At 70.0% G+C, this 22,341-nt stretch carries 19 protein-coding genes and 2 pseudogenes; 10 read left to right on the top strand and 11 right to left on the bottom strand.

Going from position 1 to position 22,341, the window contains the following annotated elements; translation table 11 throughout:
• Positions 1-8: 8 nt before the first annotated feature.
• The 5 genes from ACFWHU_RS31655 to ACFWHU_RS31675 form a co-directional block, all read right to left on the bottom strand.
• Positions 9-2,579 (bottom strand): ABC transporter permease, encoded by a 2,571-nt coding sequence (locus tag ACFWHU_RS31655; protein ID WP_387228996.1) that lies wholly within the window; start codon positions 2,577-2,579, stop codon positions 9-11.
• Positions 2,576-3,367, bottom strand: coding sequence for an ABC transporter ATP-binding protein (locus ACFWHU_RS31660; protein WP_387228999.1), 792 nt, complete (start codon positions 3,365-3,367; stop codon positions 2,576-2,578). Before ACFWHU_RS31660 ends, ACFWHU_RS31655 begins: the two co-directional genes overlap by 4 nt.
• A complete protein-coding gene (locus ACFWHU_RS31665) occupies positions 3,364-3,690 on the bottom strand; it encodes an SHOCT domain-containing protein (RefSeq protein WP_387229001.1) in 327 nt (108 codons plus the stop codon). The genes ACFWHU_RS31660 and ACFWHU_RS31665 overlap by 4 nt, the downstream gene beginning before the upstream one ends.
• A gap of 177 nt (positions 3,691-3,867) precedes the next feature.
• Complete coding sequence (locus ACFWHU_RS31670) at positions 3,868-4,722, bottom strand: YhjD/YihY/BrkB family envelope integrity protein (RefSeq protein WP_385792339.1); 855 nt, start codon at positions 4,720-4,722, stop codon at positions 3,868-3,870.
• Positions 4,723-4,887: 165 nt separating this feature from the next.
• On the bottom strand, positions 4,888-6,111 hold the full coding sequence (locus tag ACFWHU_RS31675) for an ROK family protein (protein WP_385792340.1): 1,224 nt from the start codon (positions 6,109-6,111) through the stop codon (positions 4,888-4,890).
• Between the two features lie 76 nt (positions 6,112-6,187).
• Here ACFWHU_RS31675 and ACFWHU_RS31680 point away from each other — a divergent pair, with 76 nt between their 5' ends.
• Together ACFWHU_RS31680 and ACFWHU_RS31685 are read left to right on the top strand one after the other, a co-directional pair.
• Positions 6,188-7,570 carry an MFS transporter gene (locus ACFWHU_RS31680; RefSeq protein ID WP_387229004.1) on the top strand — a complete coding sequence of 461 codons (1,383 nt, stop codon included), beginning with the start codon at positions 6,188-6,190 and terminating at the stop codon, positions 7,568-7,570.
• 71 nt (positions 7,571-7,641) lie between these two features.
• Positions 7,642-8,016: an SCO4225 family membrane protein gene (locus ACFWHU_RS31685; protein WP_387229006.1), complete on the top strand. Its 375-nt coding sequence runs from the start codon at positions 7,642-7,644 to the stop codon at positions 8,014-8,016.
• Between the two features lie 7 nt (positions 8,017-8,023).
• Here the strand turns inward: ACFWHU_RS31685 and ACFWHU_RS31690 are convergent, their stop codons facing one another.
• The 3 genes from ACFWHU_RS31690 to ACFWHU_RS31700 form a co-directional block, all read right to left on the bottom strand.
• Positions 8,024-8,689, bottom strand: coding sequence for a response regulator (locus tag ACFWHU_RS31690; protein WP_385792343.1), 666 nt, complete (start codon positions 8,687-8,689; stop codon positions 8,024-8,026).
• On the bottom strand, positions 8,686-9,930 hold the full coding sequence (locus ACFWHU_RS31695; RefSeq protein WP_387229008.1) for a sensor histidine kinase: 1,245 nt from the start codon (positions 9,928-9,930) through the stop codon (positions 8,686-8,688). Before ACFWHU_RS31695 ends, ACFWHU_RS31690 begins: the two co-directional genes overlap by 4 nt.
• 166 nt (positions 9,931-10,096) lie before the next feature.
• Positions 10,097-11,458, bottom strand: a complete 1,362-nt coding sequence (locus ACFWHU_RS31700) for a geranylgeranyl reductase family protein (RefSeq protein ID WP_387229011.1) — start codon at positions 11,456-11,458, stop codon at positions 10,097-10,099.
• 149 nt (positions 11,459-11,607) lie between these two features.
• Here ACFWHU_RS31700 and ACFWHU_RS31705 point away from each other — a divergent pair, with 149 nt between their 5' ends.
• Positions 11,608-12,972, top strand: a complete 1,365-nt coding sequence (locus ACFWHU_RS31705) for a dipeptidase (protein WP_387229013.1) — start codon at positions 11,608-11,610, stop codon at positions 12,970-12,972.
• 137 nt (positions 12,973-13,109) lie between these two features.
• Entirely contained in the window at positions 13,110-13,853 is a 744-nt protein-coding gene (locus ACFWHU_RS31710) for an MBL fold metallo-hydrolase (protein ID WP_387229015.1), read from the top strand.
• Here ACFWHU_RS31710 and ACFWHU_RS31715 read toward each other — a convergent pair.
• The gene (locus ACFWHU_RS31715) at positions 13,794-14,840 is read right to left on the bottom strand and encodes an NUDIX domain-containing protein (protein WP_385792348.1); all 1,047 of its coding nucleotides are present in this window, start codon (positions 14,838-14,840) and stop codon (positions 13,794-13,796) included. The two genes, ACFWHU_RS31710 and ACFWHU_RS31715, sit on opposite strands and share 60 nt — an antisense overlap.
• A gap of 46 nt (positions 14,841-14,886) precedes the next feature.
• Positions 14,887-15,543: a hypothetical protein gene (locus ACFWHU_RS31720; protein ID WP_387229017.1), complete on the bottom strand. Its 657-nt coding sequence runs from the start codon at positions 15,541-15,543 to the stop codon at positions 14,887-14,889.
• Positions 15,544-15,828: 285 nt separating this feature from the next.
• On the opposite strand from ACFWHU_RS31720, the gene ACFWHU_RS31725 reads away from it, so the two are divergent.
• From ACFWHU_RS31725 to ACFWHU_RS31750, 6 genes and pseudogenes are all read left to right on the top strand, one after another.
• On the top strand, positions 15,829-16,305 hold the full coding sequence (locus ACFWHU_RS31725) for a DUF6924 domain-containing protein (RefSeq protein ID WP_387229018.1): 477 nt from the start codon (positions 15,829-15,831) through the stop codon (positions 16,303-16,305).
• 112 nt (positions 16,306-16,417) lie between these two features.
• Positions 16,418-16,756 (top strand): annotated as a pseudogene (locus tag ACFWHU_RS31730) (DNA cytosine methyltransferase); the annotation flags it as partial.
• Positions 16,756-17,055: pseudogene (locus ACFWHU_RS31735) on the top strand (DnaB-like helicase N-terminal domain-containing protein); the annotation flags it as partial. The pseudogenes ACFWHU_RS31730 and ACFWHU_RS31735, both read left to right, overlap by 1 nt.
• A gap of 337 nt (positions 17,056-17,392) precedes the next feature.
• On the top strand, positions 17,393-17,875 hold the full coding sequence (locus ACFWHU_RS31740) for a DnaB-like helicase N-terminal domain-containing protein (RefSeq protein ID WP_387229020.1): 483 nt from the start codon (positions 17,393-17,395) through the stop codon (positions 17,873-17,875).
• Positions 17,876-17,939: 64 nt separating this feature from the next.
• Positions 17,940-18,458, top strand: coding sequence for a hypothetical protein (locus tag ACFWHU_RS31745; protein WP_387229022.1), 519 nt, complete (start codon positions 17,940-17,942; stop codon positions 18,456-18,458).
• A gap of 50 nt (positions 18,459-18,508) precedes the next feature.
• Complete coding sequence (locus ACFWHU_RS31750) at positions 18,509-19,213, top strand: DUF317 domain-containing protein (protein WP_387229024.1); 705 nt, start codon at positions 18,509-18,511, stop codon at positions 19,211-19,213.
• Positions 19,214-19,410: 197 nt separating this feature from the next.
• Here ACFWHU_RS31750 and ACFWHU_RS31755 read toward each other — a convergent pair whose 3' ends face one another.
• Positions 19,411-21,867 carry a DUF262 domain-containing protein gene (locus ACFWHU_RS31755; protein WP_387229025.1) on the bottom strand — a complete coding sequence of 819 codons (2,457 nt, stop codon included), beginning with the start codon at positions 21,865-21,867 and terminating at the stop codon, positions 19,411-19,413.
• Between the last annotated feature and the right edge of the window lie 474 nt (positions 21,868-22,341).

A 22,341-nucleotide genomic window follows, 5' to 3' on the forward strand; every position in this document is an offset into this window, starting at 1 on the left:
TCACCGTGTCACTCGGTGGCGACGGCGCGCAGGACGTCCAGACGGGCCGCCCTGCGCGCGGGCCGCCAGCCGGCGATCGCGCCCGCCGTCAGCCCGACCACGCCGACGATCGCCAGCTGCGCCGGGGGCACGGCGAAGGCGAAGGCCGTGTCTCCCGCGCCCTCGGACGCCTTGACGACGACCCAGCCGAGCAGCCCGCCGAGTGCCAGTCCGCCCGCCGTACCGAAGGCGGCCACCAGTACGGACTCCCACCGGACCATCGCCCGCAGTTGCGCCCTGGTCTGCCCGACGGCGCGCAACAGGCCCAGTTCCCGCGTGCGTTCGTGGACGGCGAGGGTCAGCGTGTTGGCGATGCCCAGGAGCGCGACGACCACGGCCAGGGCGAGCAGCGCGTAGATCAGCGTGAGCATCATGTCGATGGCTCCCGCGGAGGTCCGCGCGTACTCGTCCCGCGTCTGGACGTCCGGATTGCCGAACTCCGCAGCTGTCCTCTCCACTGCGGCCGTGGCGTCGGCCGCCGGGACACCGTCCTTGAAGGTGACGGAGACGAGCGTGTCCGCGTCCTGGGTCCGGTGCGGGGCCCAGGCCGCGCGTGTGATGACGTAGTCGCCCGCGAGTTCGGACCGCTCGTAGACCGCCCTGACGGTGAAGGTCTCCTCGCCGCCGTCGGTGAAGGTCAGTCGCGTCGTACCGCCGGTCCGCAGATTCCGGTCCTCCGCCTGCGACCGCGACACGGCGATGCCCTTGCTGCCGAATCCGTCGAACGAGCCGTCCACGGAGCCGAGATCGAAGCCCTTGGCGAGCGCGGCCGGGTCGGTGACGGTCAGTTGACGGCCGTCACCATCGACCTTCGCCACTCCCCTGCCGAGCCCCACCGCCGAGCCCACTTCGGGGAGTTCGGCCAGCGCGGGCGCGAGTCCGGGGCTCAGCCCGCTGCCTCCGCCGCCGAACGCCGGCACGCTGACAGCGAGGTCGCCGGCGAAGGAACGGGACACCGTCCGGTCCATGGTGGCCTTCAGTGAGGCGCCGAAGACCGTGAACAGGGACACCACGGCGACGCCGATCATCAGCGCGGTGGCGGTCGCCGCCGTGCGTGTGGGGCTGCGCAGGGCGTTGCGCTTGGCCAGGGCGCCCGAGACGCCGCGCAGCCGGTCCAGCGGCCCGCCGAGGAGTCGTACGGCACGGGTGGCGGCCACCGGGCCGAGCACCACGAAGGCGGCGAGCGCGAGGACGGCTCCCGTTCCGGCGAGCACGAGGGACGGTGCGGCAAGGACACCGAGCAGGATCGTGCCGATCCCGGACAGTGCCACCGCCGTACCGACGACGGCCCGCTTCCTGGAGGCGCCCGAGTCGTCCACGGCCGTCTCGCGCAGCGCGGCCAGCGGGGCGGTGCGCCCGGCCCGTACGGCGGGCAGCAGCGCCGAGCCGAGACAGACGATCACGCCGACCGCGAGCGGCAGCACCATCGAGAGGGCGCTGATCACCAACGGCCCCTCGGGGAAGGGGAATCCGACGACCGGGAACAGCGCCCCCAGGCCGGCGGCGACACCGATGCCGCCGAGGAGCCCCGCGGCCGACGCGACCAGGGCGACGGCCGTCGCCTCGGTCAGCGTGGCGCCGAGGACCTGGCGCCGGGAGGCGCCGATGGCCCGCAGGAGCGCGTTCTCGCGGGTGCGCTGGGCCACCACGATCGCGAAGGTGTTGTGGATGGAGAACGTCGCGACGAGCAGCACGATGCCCGAGAAGACGAGGAGCAGCGTGGTGAAGAGGCCGAGGAACTGACCGGAGATCATTTCCTGGTTCTCGTCGGCGGACCGCTGTCCGGTGATCGCCTCCACGCCGGACGGCAGGACCGGTCCGAGCGAGTCCACCAGTTCCCGCTGGCCGGTGCCGGGACCGGCGCGCACCTGGATGCTCGCGGCCTCGCCGGGCTTCGGCATGAGGTACTTCTCCGCGTCGGCCCTGGTCATTCCCGTGTAGGTGACCTGGGCCATGCCGTCCTCGCCGCCGAACGTCGCGAGTCCGACGACCGTCACCCGTACGGGATCGGGCGTGCGCAGCACGGTGGTGTCGCCGATCTCCAGCTTCCCCGCCTTCGCGGCGCCGCGGTTGAGGACGACCTCGCCGCTCCTCTCCGGCAGCCGGCCGTCGGCGATGCGGTAGGGGTTGAGCTGTGCGTCGTCGATCCAGTTCCCCGCGACGGTGGGCGGTCCCTGGCCGCCGACGGGCTTGCCGTCGGAGCCGATGAGCTGTCCCGCGCCCTCGATCCTGGGTGCCGCGGCGGCGACGCCGCGGATCCGTTCGATCTTCTCGATCAAGGCGGTGTCGACCGGTTCGCGGGTGCCGAGCGCGTCGCCGGGCACGGTCACGGCATCGGCGCCCCGGACGACGGCGTCGGTGCCGCCCGCCGCGTCGCCGAACATGGTGTCGAAGCTGCCGCGCAGGGTGTCGCCCATGACGAGGGTCCCCGTCAGGAAGGAGACGCCGAGCAGGACGGCGGTGAAGGTCCCGGCGAAGCGCCGCTTGTTCGCGCGGAGCGCGGAGACGCTGATACGTACGCAGGCACGGGTCCCGCTCATGCCCGCGCCCCCCGGCTCGCGGATGTGCCGGTCGCCCTGGTGTCGAAGGCCTTCAGCCGGTCGAGCACGCGTTCGGCCGTCGGGTCCGGCATCCGGTCCACGAGCCGTCCGTCGGCGAGGAAGAGGACCTCGTCGGCGTGGGCGGCGGCGACCGGGTCGTGCGTGACCATCACGACCGTGCGGTTCGTACGGCGCACGGTGCTGCCCAGCAGCCGCAGGACCTCCTCGCCGGAGCGGGAGTCGAGATTGCCGGTCGGCTCGTCGGCGAAGACGACGTCGGGGCTGCCGGCGAAGGCGCGGGCCACCGCGACGCGCTGCTGCTGGCCGCCGGACAGTTCGCCGGGACGGTGGTGCAGGCGGTCGCGCAGACCGACGACATCGATGAGGGCGTCGTACCACTCGTCGTCGCGCGAGCCGCCCGCGAGGTCCGTCGGGAGGGTGATGTTCTCGGCGACGGTGAGGGTCGGGATCAGGTTGAAGGCCTGGAAGACGAAGCCGACGCGCTCGCGGCGCAGCAGCGTCAGTCTCCGGTCGTCCAGCGTGCTCAGGTCGGTGTCGCCGATGAGGGCGGAGCCGGAGGTCAGGGTGTCGAGCCCGGCCGCGCAGTGCATGAGAGTGGACTTGCCGGAGCCCGAGGGACCCATGATCGCGGTGAAGCGGCCGGCCGGGAAGCCGACGCTCACCCCGTCCAGGGCCCTCACCTGCGTGTCGCCCCTGCCGTGGACCTTGACGGCGTCGACGACCCGGGCGGCGTGGGCGGTGGCGGTGGCCGCCGTGGCGGTGGTCACGCCGCGCCGCCCTTGCCCGTGCGGCCGAACTGCTCGTCCAGTACGGAGAGCCGGCGCCAGTACTCGTCCTCGTCGATCTCGCCGGAGGCGAACCGCCGGCCCAGCATCGCGATGGGCGACTGCGCGTCGTGCCTGTCGGTCGCCTCCCGTACGTCCCGGAAGCCCCGCTCGAAGCGGCCGGACTGCCACGGGGGGCCGCCCCGGCGTCCGCGCCACACGGTCCGGCGCAGGAGGGTGATGCCACCGACGATCACGGCTGCCCAGACGAGCGGGAAGAACAGGATCCAGGGGCCGGGTCCGCCACTGTTCGCAAGGGTGTTCATCTCGGTCAACTCCTCGGTTCGCGACTTTCTCCGTCTTTCTCTGTCGCTTCCGAGAGTCGCGCCGGGAGGGGTGCCGAGTCGTCGTACGGCCAGCGGCTGTGCGGGTACCTCCCGGGGAGTACGTGGGCGGGACACGGCTGCTCCCGGGGACGGGGCCGGAGGCCGGCGGCGTACCTCTCAGGGTTCGTCCAGGTCCTTCAGACGCCGGAACACCCGGCCTTCGTGGGTGAGACGGCCCACCAGGGCCCCGCCGTAGACGACGAATCCGACACCGACGAGCCACGACTGGAGGACCAGGACGGTGCCGAAGGGGCCGTAGGTGACGGCGCTGGAGGCGATCAGCGGCGAGAAGACGAGCTGCGAGAAACCCCGCAGGCCCAGGAGCCCGAGGGTGGTGGCGACGGCGCCCGGCAGCAGGGCGATCCAGCGGACGCGTCCGCCGAGCAGGATGTGCTGGGCGATCCAGAAGAACAGGAACGTGCCGACGATGTCCAGCACGACGACCGTCAGCGGGCCGGTGACGTCGCCGGACGGGGAGGGCGTGTTGACGAAGCCGAGCAGCGCCCCGACCAGCAGGGCGAGGAAGACGACATGGCGCCACATGGTGTGCCAGCGGGCGGTGGGCAGGTCCCAGACCTTCTCGTAGCCGGTCTGCACGGCGGAGCCGAAGGTCAGTCCGAAGACGGCGAGCGCGGCGAGACCGAAGGCGGTGGTGCGCTGGAGTGCCGTGTTGGGCACGCCGAACAGCCGCTCGACCTGTAGCTGGGACTCATGGGTGACGCCGATGGCCTGCCCGAGCCAGCGTGCGAAACCGTGGCCGCTGGAGGGCTGGGCCGCCGCGACCAGCACCAGCACGGGGACGAGGGTGAGGAATCCGAGCGCCGCGAAACCCATGGCCCGGTGCATGAGCTCCATCTCACGCCCGCTCGTCCAGGCGACCCCGAGCGGCGAGAGGCGCAGCCGCCGGTCGAGGCGCTGGAACCAGCGCGGTGGGGGCGGCGGGGGCTGGATGCCGGGGGGCTTCTCGGTCATGGGTGGTGACTACCCGCGATGGTGCGGCGGGCCGTCCGTGGTGCCGCCGGACGGGTGGTGGGACCGGGTCACGGGTCCGGGTGACGGGTTGGGCTCGCGGGTTCGGGCGGACGGTCCGGGTCGGGTCGGGCCGTGCGCTCGGGGCGGACCCGGCGGCCGGGCCCGTCAGGTCAGTGCGGCCAGGGGGTCGTCCAGGACCGGCTGCCAGGCCAGTTCGGCGGCGCCGACCAGACTGTTGTGGTCCAGCGTGCACGGGAGGATCGGCACGCTCCCGCTACGGCCCCACAGGCTGCGGTCGGCGACGACGGCGCGCAGCCGGGCGGGGTCGGCGTCGAGCAGTTCACGGTGCAGGCCGCCGAGGATGACCCGGTCGGGGTTGAGAATGTTCACCAGTCCGGCGAGCCCCTGCCCCAGCCGGTCGATGAGTTGCTCGGCCGCCGCCCGTACGGACCGGTCGCCGTACTCCGTACGGAGCAGGTCGCGGGACTGCTGGAGCAGCGACACCTCGGGGCCGGGGTCGCGGCCGGCCGCGTCGAGGAAGGCCAGCGGGTCGGTCTCGACGTCGAGACAGCCCCGGCTGCCGCAATGGCACGGCCTGCCCTCGGGGTTGACGGTCAGATGGCCGACTTCGAGTGCCAGCCCCGAACTGCCCGTGTGCAGACGGCCGTCCACGACGAGCGCGCCGCCGACGCCGCGATGTCCCGTGGCGACACAGAGGAGTTGGGCGGCGCCGCGGCCGGCGCCGTGCCGGTGTTCGGCGAGGGCCGCCAGGTTGACGTCGTTGCCGGTGAAGGCGGGGCCCTCGATACCGGCGGCGCGTACCTGTTCGATGAAGAGGTCGCGTACGGGCGCACCGGCCGGCCAGGCGAGGTGGAGCGGGTTGAGGGCGGTGCCCTCCGGTTCGGCGACCGCCGAGGGGACGGCGAGACCGGCGCCGACGCAGCGTCGTCCGCTGTTACGCAGCAGCTTGGCGCCCTCGGCGACGACGGCGCCGAGCACCTGGGCGGGGTCGGAGGAGACCGTGACGCAGCCGGGCGCGGTGGCGACCGTACGGCCGCCGAGGGCGACCAGCGCGGCACGGAACCCGTCGGCGTGGACCTGGGCGGCGAGGACCACGGGGCCGGTGTCGTCGACGGAGAGGCGGTGCGAGGGGCGGCCCTGGGAGCCGGCCGCGGCGCCGGGCCGGGAGTCGACCCGGATCAGGCCGAGCGCTTCAAGTTCGGCGGCGACGGCGCCGGCCGTCGCGCGGGTGACTCCCAGTTCGGAGGTGAGCACGGCGCGGGTGGGCGCGCGGCCCGTGTGAACCAGTTCCAGTGCGGGGCCCAGCGCGCTGCGGCCTCTCTCCAGTCGTGTTCTGGTCGTCGTTGCCTTGTCGGCCCTGCCGTTCATGGAGGTGAGTCTCCCATGATCCCGGCGCCGGGCCGCCGCCTTGTACGGATCGGCCCCGAGCCCCTATCCTTCTTTTGTGCCGAACCTAAACAAACTCCGGACGGCCATATCGGGGGGCCACGGCGGAGATCCCGCCGACGGCGTCCCGCTGTCCTCCCTCACCCGCCTCCGTGTCACTCTGACCGTGTTCTTCGCCCTGGACGGCTTCCTCTTCGCCGGCTGGGTCGTCCGTATCCCCGCCATCAAGCAGCAGACCGGCGCGTCGGCGAGCGATCTCGGCCTGGCCCTGCTCGGGGTCTCCGCCGGCGCCGTGGTGACGATGATGTTCACCGGCCGGATGTGCAGGCGGTTCGGCAGTCATCCGGTGACCGTGGTCAGTTCGGCGCTGCTGGCGCTGAGCATCGCCCTGCCCGCGCAGACGCACTCGGCGCCGGCCCTCGGCCTGGTCCTGCTCGTCTTCGGTGCCGCGTACGGCTCCCTCAACGTCTCGATGAACAGCGCCGCCGTCGATCTCGTCGCCGCGATGCGCCGTCCCGTGATGTCGAGCTTCCACGCCGCGTTCAGCCTGGGAGGCATGGTGGGCGCGGGACTCGGCGGTCTGGTGGCCGGTGGTCTCTCCCCCTCGGCGCACCTCCTCGCCCTCACCGGCGTCGGACTGGTCGTCACCGCGCTCGCCGGGCCGTCGCTGCTGCGCCACACGGTGCCCACGGCGCCCGGTCCCGACCCCGCACCTGGTGCTGCTCCGGCTCGCGCGAAGGACGGCGCGGAAGGGAAGGCCCCGCGGCGGCTCGACCGGCGCACGCGCCGGCTCGTCGTCCTGTTCGGCGTGATCGCGCTGTGCACGGCCTACGGGGAAGGCGCCCTCGCGGACTGGGGCGCCCTGCACCTCGCCCAGGACCTGGACGCCGGTGCCGGACTCGCCGCCGCCGGGTACTCGCTGTTCGCCCTCGCCATGACGGTGGGACGCCTCTCCGGTACGGCCCTGCTCGAACGGCTCGGCCAGACCCGCACCCTGGTCGCCGGCGGGGCGGTCGCCGCGCTCGGCATGCTCCTCGGCGCCCTCGCGCCGACGACCTGGCTCGCGCTGCTCGGCTTCGCCGTCACCGGACTCGGTCTGGCCAACATCTTCCCGGTGGCCGTGGCCAGGGCGGGCGCGCTCGCCGGACCGAGCGGTGTCGCCGCCGCGTCCACGCTGGGGTACGGCGGCATGCTGCTGGGACCGCCCGCGATCGGCTTCCTCGCCGACTGGTTCTCGCTGCCCGTGGCACTGACCACCGTCGCCCTGCTGGCCGCGGCGGCAGCCCTCATCGCCTACTCGGCGCGCAACGTCTCGGCGCCCGAACCGACTTCGGCCGCCCGGACGGGAGTCCCGGCGGAGGGTGCGCGGGAGGTCGCGACGGAGATCCGGGCCGATGTCCCGGCGGACGCGACGGCCCGCACCGCGCACCAGGAGGGATGAGTAGCCGTACTCAGGCACACCCGTTCGGGCCGTCCCACCATGGAGGCATGCAACCGATACGGGAGACCATCATGAAGGCAGGACGTCTGAACGCACTGGCCCGGCTCGACAAGGGCCCCGTCCGGCTCGTCCACGACAACCGGGCCTCGCGGATCTACCTCGCCCTGGTCGCCGCGGCGGCGGTCTTCGTCACCGTCGACACGCTGTTCGTGCGGCACGACGACGCGTCGTTCGCCGGGGTGTGGCTCTTCGCCCTCGCGGCACCCACCGTCTTCCTCTTCTTCGCCGGCGGATCGCTCATGGGCGAGTCGTTCGCCTCGTCCTCCGCGTTCGGCTACGTGGCGCTCATCGCCTCCGTGCTCATCCAGGCCGCGGCCATCGGGGCGTTCGTCCGACTGCTGCTGCGCGACCGGACGGGCCCCGTGCGTACGCCTCGCGAGGCCTGACCGGCCGTCAGCCCAGCCAGCCCGGTCGCACCAACCCCGACTCGTAGGCCCTGACGACCAGTTGGGCCCGGTCGCGGGCACCGAGCTTCACCATCGTGCGGCTCACATGTGTCTTGGCGGTGAGCGGGCTGACGACCAGCCTGCGGGCGATCTCCTCGTTCGAGAGCCCCATCCCGACGAGGGCCATCACCTCCCGTTCCCGCTCGGTGAGTTCGCCGAGGCCGTCGGCGGAGGCGGGCGCCTTGGAACGCGAGGCGAACTCCGCGATCAGCCGCCGCGTCACTCCGGGCGACAGCAGCGCGTCGCCGTCCACCACCGCCCGTACGGCACGCAGCAGTTCCTCAGGTTCGGTGTCCTTCACCAGGAAGCCGGAGGCGCCCGAGCGGAGCGCCTCGAAGACGTACTCGTCGAGTTCGAAGGTGGTGAGCATGACCACCTTCACCTCGTCGAGACCACCGTCCTCGGTGATGCGGCGGGTGGCGTCGAGCCCGTCCATGACCGGCATCCGGATGTCCATCAGGACGACGTCCGGGGTGAGTTCGCGCACCGCGCGCAGTGCCTGGTCGCCGTCGGCGGCCTCTCCCACGACCTCGATGTCCGGCTGGGCGTCGAGCAGCGCGCGGAAGCCCGCCCGTACCAGGGACTGGTCGTCGGCGAGCAGGACACGGATCACGGTGTCTCCTTGGGCTTCAGTGGGAGGGCGGCCTGTACGCGGAAGCCCCCGTCCGGGCGCGGGCCCGCCTCGATGGTGCCACCGAGGGCGGCGGCCCGTTCCCGCATTCCCACCAGGCCGTTGCCGCTGCCGCCCGCCTCGTCGCCGGTGGCCGGTCCCTCGTCGTCGACGCGCAGGGTGAGCAGCCCGGCGCCGTAGCCGACCTGGACGTGCGCGGTACGGGATCCGGAGTGCCGCACCACGTTGGTGAGAGCTTCCTGGACGATGCGGAAAGCGGCGAGATCGGCGCCGGGCGCCAGCGCGACGCGCTCGCCCAGGGTCTCGATCCCGACGGTCAGACCGGCGGCGGCCGCCTGTTCCACCAGTTCGGGGAGCCGGTCGAGTCCCGGCGCGGGCGCACGGGGGGCGTCGCCGGAGGTCCGGAGGGTGTCGAGGACCTGCCGTACCTCGCCCAGCGCCTCCTTGCTCGCGGCCTTGATGGTGGTGAGCGCGGTGCGGGCCTGTTCCGGGTCGGAGTCGAGGAGCGCGAGCCCCACGCCCGCCTGGACGTTGATGACCGAGATGGAGTGCGCGAGCACGTCGTGGAGTTCCCGCGCGATACGCAGCCGCTCCTCGTCGGCACGGCGCGCCTCGGCGGCGGCACGCTCGGCCCGCGCGTGGATCCACTGCTCCCGGCGCACCCGGACGAGTTCGGAGCCGACGAGAACGGCCACCACCCAGGCGGCGACGCCCACTTCGGGCCCCCAGGGGGCGCCGACGTCGCCGTTCGGTGGCAGATGGCGGTAGAGGAGATGGCCGACCAGCAGATGGCTCACCCAGAGGAGACCGATCGCCCACCAGGCCGCCGCGCGGTGTCCGGAGACGATCGCGGCGAAGCAGGCGACCGCGACGGTGAGGAAGATCGGGCCGTAGGGGTAGCCCGCGCCGAGGTACAGCGTCGCCGAGAGAGCGACACCGAAGACGCAGAGGACCGGGTACCGGTGGCGGAGCACGAGCAGCGCGGGGCCGGCGAGCAGCAGGACTCGGGCGAACGCGTCGAGTTGTTCGCGGTCCGGCTGCGCCTCGGCGGCGAAGCCGGTGCCGACCGTGACGAAGACGGCGAGGACCAGGCTGGAGAACCAGGGCAGCCGCGAAAGCCCCGCGCCGCCGCCCGGCCCCTCGTCCGTCCCGCCGCCGCCGGGCACGCACCCGCCCCTGGCCCAGGGGGGACGGAACCCGGCACGGCTGATCTGCTGTTCCATACCCGCCACGCTAGACCGGCCGACGGATGCCGGGCGTCCGCCGGGCGTGGTGACCGCGTGTACTCCCGGCGGAGTACGGCGTGGCGCGTGCGGACGAAGATTCCGGGGTCACCGCCGGGTGCTCCGGCGCGGAGATCCTGGCGGCGGCCCCCGGAAGGACTCCTGGCTACGGGGTGACCGCGCCGTCCTTCTGGTCCTTGTCCCGCTCCTCGTCGTCGCGCGCCGGCTCCGGACGGTTCTTCTCCGTGCCCCGCGCGGCGCCCGCCTGCTGGCGGTCGAGCACGTCCAGGGCGCGCCGGGCCAGCGGATGGGTCCGTACGAGACCGCCCAGGGACGTCACACCGCGCGTGATGTCGGCGAACGCCTTCCAGGCCGGCCGGAAACCGGTGATCACCGCGTGCAGCAGACCGGGCCTGCGCTCGAAGACGGAGAGCATCCGCCGTCCGACGCTCATCTCCACGCCGAGACCCGCCTTGATCGCGAAGGCGTAGTTCAGCGCCTGGCGGCGGGCGTCCACCGCGTCGTGCGCCTCCGCGATCCGTACCGCCCACTCCCCCGCCAGCCGGCCCGACCGCAGCGCGAAGGAGATCCCCTCCCTGGTCCACGGCTCCAGCAGCCCCGCCGCGTCGCCGCACACCAGCACCCGGCCGCGCGAGAGCGGCGAGTCGTCACTGCGGCAGCGCGTCAGATGGCCGGACGAGACCGCGGGCTCGAACCCGGCGAGCCCCTGCTTGGCGACGAAGTCCTCCAGATAGCGCTTGGTCGCGGCGCCCTCACCGCGCGCCGAGATGACGCCGACGGTGAGGGTGTCGCCCTTGGGGAACACCCAGCCGTAACTCCCCGGCAGCGGGCCCCAGTCGATGAGTACCCGTCCGGCCCAGTCCTCGGCGACCGTCGGGGGCACCGGGATCTCCAGCTCGAGACCGAGATCGACCTGGTCGAGCTTCACCCCGACATGGGCGCCTATCCGGCCGGCGCTGCCGTCGGCGCCGACGACCGCGCGCGCCAGAATCGTCTCGCCGTCGGCGAGGACCACGGCGACGGTACGGCGGTCGGGCACGGCAGGACCGTGCTGCTGGACGCGTGCGACCGAGGCGCCCGTACGGAGCACGGCACCCGCCTTCTGGGCGTGCTCGACCAGACTCGCGTCGAACTCGGGCCTGTTGATGAGCCCGAAGAGCATGCGCCGGGAGCGGCGGGTCCGCGCCAGGCGGCCGTTCAGCGAGAACGTGACCGCGTGCACCCGGTCGCGCAGGGGCAGTTCGAAGCCGGGCGGCAGGGCGTCGCGCGAGGGGCCGATGATGCCACCGCCGCAGGTCTTGTAGCGGGGCAACTCCGCCTTCTCCAGCAGCAGCACCCGACGGCCCGCGACAGCCGCCGCGTAGGCCGCGGACGCTCCCGCCGGGCCCGCGCCGACCACGACGACATCCCACACCGACCGGTCGTGCTCACCCTCGGGACCGGCCTCGGGACCGGTCCCGGGCTCGCTTCCAGGTTCACTTCCGGCGTCTGCGTTCTCGCTGCTCACGATGTGCTTCTGCTCCTGATCCGACCGGTGGCCCTTGCTGTCGCACGGCATCCTACGGCGCCTGCGGGCCCGGTCCGTTGTGGCAGGATCGGGCCTGTTCCTCGACGCACACACAAACACACAACGTCGTACCCGCCTGGAGCGTGCCCATGTCCGTCAGTCCGATCGCCGAAACCGTCACTTCGCTGATGCCGCGCGCACGGGCGGAACTCGCGGAGCTGGTGGCCTTCCGGTCGGTGGCGGACCCCGCGCAGTTCCCCCGCGAGGAGTGCGAGGCCGCGGCGGCGTGGGTCGCGGACGCGCTGCGCGCCGAGGGCTTCAGGGACGTGGCGGCGCTCGACACCCCGGACGGCAGCCAGTCCGTGTACGGCTTCCTGCCCGGCCCCGAAGGGGCCCCGACCGTACTGCTGTACGCGCACTACGACGTCCAGCCGCCGCTCGACGAGAGCGCGTGGATCACACCGCCGTTCGAGCTGACGGAGCGCGACGGCCGCTGGTACGGACGCGGGGCGGCCGACTGCAAGGGCGGCTTCGTGATGCATCTGCTCGCGCTGCGCGCCCTCAAGGCCGCCGGCGGCGTGCCCGTCGCCGTCAAGATGATCGTGGAGGGCTCGGAGGAGCAGGGCACGGGCGGTCTGGAGCGGTACGCCGAGGAGCACCCGGAGTTGCTGGCCGCCGACACGATCGTCATCGGTGACACCGGCAACTTCCGGGTCGGGCTGCCGACGGTCACGGCGACGCTGCGCGGGATGACGATGCTGCGCGTCCAGGTCGACACCCTCGAAGGGAACCTGCACTCGGGCCAGTTCGGCGGCGCCGCGCCGGACGCGCTCGCCGCGCTCGTCCAACTGCTGGCCTCGCTGCGGGCCAAGGACGGTTCGACGACCGTGGACGGCCTCGCCGCCGACGCCGACTGGGACGGACTCGACTACCCCGAGGCCGACTTCCGCAAGGACGCCAAGGTGCTGGACGGTGTGGGGCTGATCGGCCGGGGCACGGTCGCCGACCGGGTCTGGGCCAGGCCCGCGGTCACCGTCATCGGCATCGACTGCCCGCCCGTGGTCGGCGCGACCCCGTCGGTGCAGGCGAGCGCCCGCGCGCAGATCAGCCTGCGGGTGCCGCCTGGGCAGGACGCCGTCGAGGCGACGAAGCTGCTCACCGCGCACCTTCAGGCGCATACGCCGTGGGGCGCGCGGGTGGCGGTCGAACAGGTCGGGCAGGGCCAGCCGTTCCGCGCGGACACCACCAGCCCCGCGTACACCTCGATGGCCGAGGCGATGCGCGTCGCCTATCCGGGCGAGGAGATGCAGACCGCCGGCATGGGCGGCTCCATCCCGCTCTGCAACACGCTGGCGGCGCTGTACCCGAGCGCGGAGATCCTCCTGATCGGTCTGAGCGAGCCTGAGGCACAGATCCACGCGGTCAACGAGAGCGTGTCGCCGCAGGAGTTGGAGCGGCTGTCCGTGGCGGAAGCGCACTTCCTGGTCAACTACGCGCGGTCGAAGCGGGGTTAGGGCGGGTCTTCAGGCCCCTGACGTGGACTTCGGCGCGACGGTTCACCCGGCGGGCCACCCGGTCGTTCTGCGGACAGCGGAAAACGCCGTGGGCGAAGTGCCGCACACACTCCTTCCCCAATGCATACATTCGACACATGGATCTCGTTGCGATCAGTCCACGGCTGCATATGCTCCGTTTCCCCATCGGTCAGGCGTACTTGTGGCAGGACGAGAACGAGCTGACTCTCGTCGACTCCGGTCACGTCTACGCGGGACCGGACATCGAATACGCCATCCGCGATCTCGGTCTCAACCCCGGGCATCTGCGCCGTATCGTCCTCACCCACTGCCACCGCGACCATGTGGGCGCCGCGCAGGAGCTGGCGGGACGGTACGGCGCCGAGATCATGGCGCACCGGCTGGAGGCGCCCGTCATCCGCGGCGAGTGGCCCGTGCCCGACCCGCTGCTCCTCGACTGGGAGATCCCCCTGTACGAGCGCGGGCTGACCGTGCCGCCCGCGCCGCCCACGCGGGTGGACCGCGAGCTGGAGGACGGCGACGAGCTGCCTTTCGGCGACGGCGCCCGGGTGGTGCACGTACCTGGGCACACCTACGGATCCATCGCCGTCCATCTGCCGTACCACGGCGTGCTGTTCACGGGTGACGCCGTGGCCGCCGCCGAACGCCGGGTGATGCTGGGCGTGTTCAACGTCAACCGCGAGAGCGCCAAACGGTCCATGATCCGGCTGGCCGCTCTCGGTCCGTCGACCGTCTGTTTCGGCCACGGCGATCCGCTCGTCACCGACGCCACCACGGACGCGGCCTCCGTACTGCGCGTGTCAGCCGACCGGGACACCGGCCTCCAGATTGAGTACGGTCCGCCGCTCCCGGGCGCGTAGGGCCCAGCGCAGCCTCTCGTAACGGGCGGGCGGCAGCAGCGACACCGCCTCGTCCTCGGTGACGAAACGCCAGCCGCGCAGCTCCGACCCCGGCAGCAGCAGCCGCTCGACGTCGTGGCCGGGCAGCCGGCCGCCGTCGAAGAGCAGCCGCAGTCCGCCGAAGCCGGGCGGTCTCGGCGGCTCCCAGTCGACCACCAACAGTCTGGGTACCTGGTCGAGTTCGATCCCGATCTCCTCGGTGACCTCGCGCATCCCGGCACGGGCGGGCGCCTCGCCGCGCTCGACCACACCGCCGGGGAACTCCCAGCCCGGCTTGTAGGTGGGGTCGACGAGCAGCACCCTGTCCCGCTCGTCGAAGAGGAGCACCCCCGCCGCGACGGTCTCCGCCGTCGGCTCGGGTGTCTGCACGATCTCGCAGAGCCCGGCCGAGCCCGCGTGGACGGCGTCGGCGACGACCGCCGCGCTCTGCGCCGGGGTGAGTCCTCCGGTGTCGACGACCAGCGCGTCGGCCTTGAGCCAGCCGAGAGCGGCGCCGTACGGCTCGATGTGCTCGTACGCCCACTGCCGGGCGCGTTCGGTCCTGGCCGGGTCGTCGGCGGCGTCCGCGCCGCTCGCCCGGCCCGCTATTCGCCCGCGCAAAATCGTTTCGTCCAGCGCCAGCAGCACATGCCGCACGGGAATGCGACGGGATGCCAGACCGCCGAAGATCTCGTCCCGGTACTCCTGCCGGAGCAGGGTCATCGGGACGACGAGCACCCCGCCCGCGTCGTCGAGCAGCGCGGCGGCCGTGTCCACGACCAGCCGGCGCCAGATGGGCAGGTCCTGGTAGTCGCTCACCTCGGCGAGTCTCTTCTGCGGGAGCAACTCCCGCAGCCCGGCACCGATCACTCCGGGGTCGTACAGGGTGCTGTTCGGGATCATGTCGATCAGCTCGCGCGCCGTACTGGTCTTGCCCGCTCCGAACGCACCGTTGATCCAGACGATCATTCGTACTCCAGCACAGGAAGGCCGCTGACCAGCGGCGCAGCGGCATTCACAAGATCATCTGGAAGCGCCATGGGAAATGATGGCGTCCACAGACCGGCACGGCACCCACTACCTCCTTCTCCCAGACGCCCTGGAGGTCCTCCACGATCCGCTCTTCCATTACGACCGTCACTTCGCTATATGTTCCCTCCACCCCGGGCAGTTCATGCCCCATCCTCACCTCTACGGCAACTGGCGGGATGTCTCCCGCCTCGTCCAGCTTGGCCTTCGCCCAGTGCCGCAGCCGGTAGATGTCCTCCCCTGCCATCTCGGGAACCGCCGGCATCTCGGGCCTTGCCCACCGGGCGTACCGCGGGCCGGAGTTGCGCTCCTTCGCGCCGTCCCGGATGGGATACCAGTAGTCGCGGTCGAAATTGGTTCCCAGTAGAGGCCTGCCCATCACCGAGAGGAACGCCCAGGGCTTCGCGCGAGAGGCCAGCTGCGCCCCATGCATCTCACGGAGGATGGGCGGGATCACCAGTGTTCTCCACGAGTCGTACTTGGGTGCCGCGAGCACTGGCTTCCTGTCCGCCACGTACGTCTGGTACCGAATCCGCATCGCGTGCAGCGCCTCGTACCGCTGCTCCGCTTCCTCACGGACATCGGGGTCGGGCTCGGACGCGGGCCAGTGCGGGGAGCAGTAGCCCCTCTGGAGGCCGTACATCTCCCCGGGTGGGCGCGCGCCGGAGAAGGCGATCGTCCAGATGTACGTCCAGCCTGTGTAGCCCCATACGGTGTACGCGTTCGCGGCAATCTGGTGACCAGGGCCCGGTTGACGTCGCGGGCGTAGTGGCAAGGGCCGCTGCCGCTGGTGGTGTGTCCGCCCAGGCGGAGGGCTCTTCTGTGTCCAGGTGACGCACTCACTCACCACGCAGGAACACCGGGTCCATGGGACGTGACAGACGGTCCATGAGACAGTCAGCTCACCGCCGACTCACTGGAAGGACTCATGCGAACGTTGCCAGTCGTCCCCCGCCGGGATGAGTTCGATGCCTTGGTCGTCAGGACCGACTATTGCGACGACCGAGCATGGCAGGACGTGGCGGCGGAAATGATGGAGTCCTGGGGAGACAGGCAGTACGAGGCGCACGTCCACTTCATCAACGATCCGGCCTGGGCGGAGGCGACCGCCGACGAAGTACTGACCGCGGTCAGTACCGATGAGGACCTGTCCGTCGTCTTTCTTGCCGACCGGGTGAGCATGCAGACCGAACACCACCCGCTGCTGGCGGTCACCACGCTGACGCGGGAGGACTGCGTTGACGATGAGGACTACGAGCAACTGACGGAGTTCGGCCGCGAATTCCGCACTGTCCCGGCAGGGGGCAACGAGATCTATGCGAACCTGAGTATCGGCAACCTGGGCTTCGAGGAGTTCGCGGCATGGGCACACGATGATCCCGAAAGGATCTACCAGCCCTTCTGAACGAAGCAAGCGGCGAGTCCTCCCTCAGCCCGACCCTGATTGCGAGCCCGGGACGAGGTGTCGCGACATCGAGCTCGGGACATGAGTGAAGGCCGCTCAGGCCGGTGGGCGGCCGGCGACAACGGCCGAAGGGCCACGGTCATCGTGGGCGTTGCGGAGCAGCAACCAGGCCAACGCGACCGTGCGGCGTGGCGACGAGTGCGTCTGGGTGCCTGAGCCTGCGAACCTCGGCGGAGCGGACGCCGGGCAGCTGCTGGTGCCGGAGTCGATCCGCATCACCGCGCAGGAAGCCGGCCTGCTGCAAACTTTTCCCGCTGATTATCCGTGGGCGGGGAACAAAGGACAGCGGTTCTCGCAGATCGGCAACGCGGTGCCGCCCCGGCTCGCCACGCACCTGCTCGCTCCCCACCTCCAACTCCCCCTGCCCGACGACTTCGCCCTGGCTGCCTGATGCCCCCTATCACCGACTCTGTCGAAGACGACCTCGATACCCTCCCGCCGCCACCACTGGTGTTCCACGTCGAGCAGGCCCTCCTCGGTGCTCTCCTCCTCGAACCCCACCGTCTCGCCGAAATCAACGGGATCACCGCCGAGGCGTTCTCCACCGCCGCGCACGCCGCCCTGTTCACCGCGATCCGCTCCCTGCCGGCCCCCGACCCGGCCCAGCACACCAAGACCACGACATGGCTCAACCAGGTGCTCGCCGCCGCCGGCGAGCAGACCCGCGGACTGACCACCGCCTACCTCCACCACCTGATCGAGCTCTGCCCACAGCCCGGGCACGCGCCCGCGTACGCCCGGATGATCGAGGCAGAGCACTCCCGGCACCTCCTTCGCGCCGCCGCCCACCGCCTCATCCAGACCGCCCTCGACCTTTCGCTCCCCCAGCGCGTCGCCACCACCCTCGCCGAAGTCGGCGCCCTCACCACCGTGGTCGACGGCATCGCCGCACGGTTCCCGCCGCGCTCCGGGCCTGTTCCCCGCACCCCCACCATGCCGGTCATCGCCTGCGGGGAAGAGGTGAGTGAGGAGGAGCAGCTGCTGCTCGCGACGGCGACCGCCCGGCCGGCCGGCCAGTGTCGAGCGGATGTGGTGGCTGACCCCCGGCGACTTCACCCACCCTCTGCACGCTGGGCTGTGGCAGTGCCTCACTACCCTCAGCAGGCGCGGCACCCCCATCGACCCCATAACCGTCCTGTGGGAGGCACAGCACCACGGTCTCCTCAGCAACGGGACCGACGCGGCCGGGCTGCTCGGTTTCCTCGCCGAACCGGCCGGATGTGACCCCGAGTACTGGGGCGAGCGGATCCTCCAGCGCTCCCTCCTCACCACGGCCCAGAACACCGGCCAGGGCATCGAGACGCTCACCCACGACCCGGCCAACACGCCGTACCAGCTCGTCGTCGGCAGCCGGCGCGCACTCGCCGGCCTGTCCGCCGCGCGCGCCCGCTGGCACCACGCCACCACACCCCGGCAGGTGAACACGCCCGCGCGTATCCGGACCTCGGCCCCGCCACGCGCTGGCCCGCCGCCCACCACGGCACCGCCCGCCGTACGCACCCCTCGCTGATCCATGAATCCGACGGTGGCTGGACCACGGTGGTCCGGCCACCAGTAAAAGAGAGCACCCCTCCGTGACCACACCGTCCGTCGACGCGCACGTCCGCCTCGACACCCACCCCACGCACTCCAGCGCCGTGACCGCCACCCTCTCCGGAACCCAGGCCCACATTCCCCACGTGGGCCTGGAGGCCGCCGACTGGCACGTCGCGGCCAACAACGTCCTGGTCCTGGCTCGTATCGACCACGAGGAGCCCTACTGGGCCGAGAAGGCCGCCCGGCAACTGACCGCCGACGGCATCAGCGTCGAGATCACACCCGAACTCCGGGTCGCGATCAACGAGGAATGGACATGGGCCAACTATCCGATGTCCTGGTACACCCGCACCGAAATCCGCGGGGTATCCGACGAAGCCCAGAAGATCTACGACGACATACGCCACGGCCGGCTCCTCATCCACGCCCACGCCCAGGACGGCCACACCACTGTCGCGGTCGCGACCTACCTCGACACCGGCAAGAGCGTTACCTCCACGGCGAAAACCATCTACGGCAGATCGCCGACACCTTCGAGTCACCCGCCCAGGCCCTGACCGCCTTCGAACGCCTCCACGCCGACACCATGCGCCCCGGACCAGCACCGATGACCGACACCGAACGCGCCGCCGACGAAGCCCGGAACTCACCCGGCACACCGACCACCAAGCCCGAACCGCCCAGCGCGGGAACATACACCTCGACCGCCGACACGGCCGGCCCCGGCGCCCACGAGGCCCTGCTCAACTCGTTCATCGAGAACAACGGCGACTGGGAGAAATACCGCACCTGGTACGACAACACCACCATCGCCAACCACGAGTCACTGACCCTGCGCATCCTCTTCGACCACGAAGCTGGCCCCCGGGACGCGACATGGACGCTTGCCGCCTACGAGAGCCCGGTCAGCGAACGTATGTGGCACATGGCCCTCACATCCGCCGTCCCCGCACCGGTCCTCGGTACCCTGCTGTCCGCCATCGCCGCCGGAGACGCCGAGGACACCGCCCTCGGCACCCCCATCGAGACGACCGTCACCGAGGCCGTCCGGCCGCTCGCGGACGTCGGCTGGACGCCCACCGTGGACGGACGCTGGCTGCGCTGGAGTACCCAACAAGGCGACGCTGGCGTCCAGTTCGACGGCTTCGCCGCCCGCAATCCCCACAGCCCCCTCCACACCTGGACCCTCTGGGCTGGCCCCAGCGTTGACCACCCCTCCTGGACCATCCACGCCTCCGCCTACACCCCGGCTGCACTCCTCTCCGACCTCAGCACGGGATCGGAACACGTCAAGAAATCACCGGCCAAGTAGCCCAGCCCGCCCACCGCATCATTACCGCGCGGGCGCCCGATGCCCAACCGATCACTACCCCAAGGGGCCAACACCGCTGACCTCGCCGACCACCCTGACGGTCCACGGCCTCGCCTCTGCGGTACCCGAACACGTCGGCCAAAGCTGGTAATTGCAGTCGTTGTTGGGAAACGTCGACGCCCAACTGGCCCGTGGAGCTAGGCCGTTACAACCGCCCCTCCGGCATCCTCACTCTCGTCGAACTCATCGTTCTCGATCTCCACATCCTCGACCTGGACCACTTGATCACTGCTGGAGTCAGACAGCTCCAGGCCGAGCCACCCCTTGAGGCGTGTGTAGGCCAGACGCAGGAGGACGTCAGCACGCTGATCCATGAACGTCGGATTCCACTCGTCCTCACGCTTACCCAGTGCTCGCAGGTGCGGGAGGTAGCGCGACATGGCCGCTAGGTCTTCAGTCGTCTGCGCAAAAGTGAAGCCAGAACTGTTGAGGATCGACTTCCCGTCGTCGGCCGTCGGGGCACCGAGTGCCGCGTACAAGACCTTCTTCTCGTTCCAAGGCCGCGAGCTGAGGGACGTGTTGGCAGCGCCCGGCGCCAGGACCAGATTGCCCAGCTTGTGGACGGTCTCCTTCTCGCTGTAGAACTCCTCATCCCACCCACTCGTGGCCTGCTGTGGTGCGATGTGTTCGATCGTGAAGTGTGGCTCGTCCGCCCAACCGTCTGCGGTGAAGCACGAGGCGACCCCCGCCTTGCCTTGGATGATCAGTCCCGGATTCTCCAGATCTTCAGTTGTGTCGTGATATGCAGCCAGAAGCAGGAAACGCGTCAGGGGGCGGCTAATTTTGTAGAGCGGCAGCGCGGAAGCAGATGCCAGGAACGACGCCAAGTTTTGGACACCGCCGAGCTTAGGGTGCAACAAACGCGCCGCAAGTTCCTTCTTCAGCGCCTCAGCGTCGACGATCGGATCAGGCTTCATTGCATCGGGCTCTGCCCACTGCCGGGCGAGGGGTCCAATGCCCGTGAGCGAGTCCCCGGCCATGACCGCCCGGTACTGGCTGTCGATGTTGCCTGTGCCGCGGCGGGTTGCTCGCCAGAAGACCGTGAAGGCAGTGATTGCCTTGATCGCCTTCTCGAACTCGGCGATGCGCTCTGTCCTCGCTTCCCCTTCGTCCGAGTGGACAGCCTCGGAGTAGAAGCGCACGAGTGGCGCGATGGCAATGGTGTGATTGAGCGAATTAAGGAAGGCCAGACACAACTTCACGGTGTCCGTCATGGCAGTCGCTTCTAGCCCGGCTAGCGTGCGAGGAGCGTTGACCGCGGGCCCCCAGGTATTCCCGACAAAGGCCGCCGTGTCGCTTAGGTGGCGCAAGTACGCGCTTCGATCATCGGCCGAGTCCTTGTGGCACTCAAAGGTATCGCGCATGTAGACCCGCTGATCCGGGAGGCGCTTGGAGAGCTTCTCCCCAGTCTCTGTCAACGCGAAAGTGACCAGCAGGTCTCGAGTTGCGTTCTGAAGCTTGTCTCCGACGTCGAAACGGTCCAGGTATCCCTGAACCGCCTTCATGTACGCGTGCGCGTCCGAGTCCTGGTAGTCCTGAATCTTCTCTGCCATCACCACCCGAGGGAGGAAGGTCTCGAAGGCGGTCAGAGGCTCGCCCGTGGTATTCAACGACTCGAAGATCGTGAAGGCATAGTCCTCGTCCTTGCCTTGCACGACCGTCAGAGCGATGCGGTTCAAGCCATAGGCAGCAAACATGACGAGGCGCATCAGCTCAGCCTCGGGCTCGTCTTCCAACTCCCCCAGCCAAGCGCAGAGCTCGGGGTCGAGTTCGTGGTTGAAGAGCGCACGCTGGAACTCGATGTTGGTGGCAAGGGTGGCTAGCGGCGGCAGATCCTCCAGCTCCTCGATGGACTTTCGCTGCGACAGCTTGGTCAACCCCGTACGGATCTCGTTGAACCTCTTGATGAGGTCGCCTTCGCCTTCACCTGCATTCTGTCGCGCCGTCGGCCTGAAGTCCGTCGGTTTAGAAGTTGCCGGCTCACTGTCGGCTAGCAATGAGTACGTGTAGATAAGGTTGGCGATCGGCGACTCATACTGCTTGAGTTTCTCGTCCCTGGCCCACTGATCCACGAAGGCTCGAATGAGGCGCGGGTAGATCGGCGTACTTCCGAAATTCTTTCGCTCGTAGAACGCCGCCGCAAGCATCTGCAGGATGTCGCTTGTTTCCGAGTAGAGATGAGTCCGAGCACTGTCGGTCGGATCCGGCGTCTTACCCTTGAAGACCTTCCATGCACGCTGACGAATGAGGTTGTGCAGGCCGACCAGCAGGATAAGAAGGCTCGACAAACGCTGCTGGCCATCGATCACGGTAAGGACCTTGGACGGGACCTCGGACTTGACGATTGGCTTCACCGTGACGTGGTTGACGTCATGGATAGTGATGACGGTCCCCAAGAAGGTGAAGCTGTCCGGCGCCTTGCCTAGATTCTTGAGGCCATGCAGTGTGTCGTCGAGCAATTTCTCGACCTTGTCTTTGCCCCAGCCGTACGGACGCTGGTAGGGCGGCAGGTAGAGGCCCAGACCATTGTCAGACAGCAACTCGCGGACACTCTTGCTCTGCGCCTCGAATATTTCCTTGGCCTGCGTAGGCATGCGTAGTCCCTTTTCCATCCAGCAGGTTCGGTCAGATCAGATGCGGAATCACCTTGGACGGGACCTGCGACCTGCATTTCGGCTCAACGGTCGTGTAGTTAATGTCGCGAAGCACGATTACAGTACCGAGGAAACAGATCGAGTCCTCGAACTCGGCAAGCCGTTCAAGGCCATGCGCGACGCCACCAAGAAGGCACCTGATCTCGGGCAACTCCCAGGTGTATGCGCACTATCACGGAGGAATATAGAGCCCCTGACTGGGCTAACCGAGGAACTGAAAAACTCACACGGTGCCGCGTCAAAAATCTCGCGAGTTTCCATATCCCCGATTTCTCTCCGTTACCGTTCCGTGCCTGCGGGTGAGCCGTCCCTCATGGTGGCATATGAGTGGTCGACAGAGGTGGCAGGAGCGGCATGCGCCCATCATGCCCCACATGTGACGTTGCGTCACTCCATCACGGAGAAGCTCGACTT

The organism is Streptomyces sp. NPDC060366 (assembly GCF_042725135.1).
Lineage (GTDB): Bacteria > Actinomycetota > Actinomycetes > Streptomycetales > Streptomycetaceae > Streptomyces.